Annotated in this window: 2 protein-coding genes; both read right to left on the bottom strand. The window is 33.7% G+C overall.

The window, feature by feature from the left end:
- Nucleotides 1-1,682, bottom strand: a 1,682-nt coding sequence (locus tag BM120_RS10585; RefSeq protein WP_091995829.1) for an InlB B-repeat-containing protein, incomplete at its 3' end; no start/stop codon positions are given.
- Nucleotides 1,683-1,693: 11 nt separating this feature from the next.
- Nucleotides 1,694-2,428 carry a hypothetical protein gene (locus BM120_RS10580; RefSeq protein WP_091995827.1) on the bottom strand — a complete coding sequence of 245 codons (735 nt, stop codon included), beginning with the start codon at nt 2,426-2,428 and terminating at the stop codon, nt 1,694-1,696.
- Between the last annotated feature and the right edge of the window lie 172 nt (nt 2,429-2,600).

Here is a 2,600-nt window from a genome sequence, read left to right as displayed (position 1 = left end):
GGATTTGGTTTCGGTTTATTGTCATCAGGATTTGGTTTCGGCTTATCCTTTTCTATTACAGTAACTGTTGCTTTTTTAGTTGTACTTGCTCCGTCTTTATCCGTTACTTTAAAGGTAATTGTGTATTTTCCTACCTTATTCTTATCAAATCCGCCATCGTCAATAAGTTCAACCTTAGACTTGAGGTCTCCATCTTCTTTATCTGTTGCTGATATGATAAGTTCTTTCAGGTCTAAAGCTGTTCCCTTTTCTATGGTCTTATCTCTAACTTCTAATTTTGGTGCTTCATTGATGACAACAGCATTTTTACTATAAATCGCATAGACCGTCATATCTTCATTTACAACGGTCGTTCCTGTAAAGGCAGTTCCTTTACCGTCTTTTTGTGTATTCCATTCTTTGAATGTATATCCACTCTTAGTTGGGTTTTGTGGCATTGACTCATCTGTTAAATCGTCATTGTCAATCGCCTTGCCCGTTTCAACCTTTACCTTAGCATATTCCGCATCCTCGTTTATGAATGTAACGGTATTGTTTGCAGGCTTATTTACTTTAAAGGTGTATGATATCAGATTTGGCTTGTCAGCAGGTGCTGCTTCATCTCTTCCTTCATTATTTTGCTTTGCCGCAAAAACAGTAAAAGTTCTTGTTAAGTAGTCTTTGTCTCTATCAATCCCTTCACTGCTACGATTATCTAGTATTGCTTTGTTATTTGTCATAGCAAAATCATACATTCCACCAATAAATGACTTAATAGTTAAATTTGTATTTAGTGGTACACTATCTGAAATTTTTACATTTTTTATGCTTAATGTAACCCTCCCGTTCGAAGCATTCATCTTATTAAAATAATCAGCTACAGATGAAACCGCTCTAGGATTTTCTTCATCAGCATATACAACTATTTTTTTACCGGTTGTATCATCTTTTATAGTGTCCCATTTTAATGGATAACCTTCTAGCCCTTTTATTTCTAATTGCATAGAATCATCAATAACGATACCGGCTGGAAAATCAAAAGTAAATGCGAATTTGTCATCAGCCAAAACAAATCCTTGACCTTCTAAAGGAAGTTTTGTAGCCGTGTAGTCATATTTTGAATTAATCACCTCTAAAAGATGGGTGTTCATTACATTTTTAAATAGAGATAAATCTACTGATAAGTCAAGGTTTAGAATATCCCCTATTGTATATTCCCCTACAGTTTTTGAGTTCGTTGTTTGAGGGCTTGATAAATCTCCATAAATATTAAAGTCATTAATGTTTTTTATGAGATCTTTTTCTGTATCAAAATTCAAAGGATTCCAAACTTTACCATCTTTGTGGTATTCATCATTCCATGATGAATAATCTCTGTCAGCTATATCCTTTAAGTCATAACCGGCATCCTCACCAAATAAATCAAACAATGCCGGTCTGTCAGACCTGATTCCTGTATTAGCCCACATAAATCCAAAATTATCATCAACCTGTATGTTTTTACCTAAAAAGCTGATTTCCTCCAAATTGACTCCTTTGGGAATTAGATTGCCATTATATATTTCCAATTCACTCCAATAATTATCTGTTAGCCACCCATTTAGTTGTTCTTCGGTTTCAGCATGTGACACATTCGGAAAAACCGATAAGGTCAATGCCATAATAAGTGGTATGACTAACAATTTAAATGCTTTTTTCTTCATTAATAACCTCCTTACCTGTTTACATTGATATCTATTTTCTTTGCTACAACATTAACTAATTGAGTATTAAAGAGCTTGTTTCCACCCTTATACAAGGCACATAATCCTTCAGAACTAATTGTCCCAAGATTTGTAATAGCAGAATCTGTTATTTCTACTGAATATGGAACATTAATTGTTATTGGATGTCCGTCTGTTCCCTCCTTTTCATATAATCCAAAAAAACCTTTGTAGTCATTCCAATTTCCTAAATAAAATGTGAATGTTACAGAATTGTTTATTTTATCATATGATTTTTCTATTTTGCTAACAAGTGCTGTATTATCTGTTACTACAATGTTATCGAAATCAACATTAAAGTTATCCGGAAAATCAATAGTATACTGTGCTGTCGGAAATTTTTCATCCCTATTAAACATTACAAGATTTTCAACCTTTTTACCCCAATACAATGTTCCCTTGTAATCTTTAATATATTTATCATAAGCTCCTTTAAACAAGTCAGAAGCTTCAACAACGCCCCCTATATTTCCCTTGTAGTATAGACTGCCATTTTCTTCCACATCATGACCGCTATTTGATACGACATTTGACAAATCAACTTCTCCGTTGATTCTCCACCCACTTTGGCTATAATTACTTATTACATTATTAGCCGCAAATACATTTGTTGTGCCGGCAAATACACCAAACACCATCAGTAGAGCCATTATTAAGCCCATAGATTTTTTCATTGTTTTTCTCATTTTTGTATCCTCCTTTATTTTTGAAAAATATTATAAAAAAAATTGGCAGAAATACATACCTATCCATCAGGTACATATTCCTGCCAACTATAAAAATCTACATCGCAAAAAGACAGAATTATTGCTCTGTCTGTCTGTCTGTCTGTCTGTCTGTCTGTCTGTCTGTCTGTCT

The organism is Peptostreptococcus sp. D1, from assembly GCF_900112955.1.
Classification (GTDB): Bacteria; Bacillota; Clostridia; order Peptostreptococcales; family Peptostreptococcaceae; genus Peptostreptococcus.
This window is presented reverse-complemented; position numbering and strand designations above follow the sequence as displayed.

What these genes read in the sequence shown, in the direction of transcription:
- BM120_RS10580 (WP_091995827.1), bottom strand. Translation starts at nt 2,428, where the DNA reads ATGAGAAAAACAATGAAAAAATCTATGGGCTTAATAATGGCTCTACTG.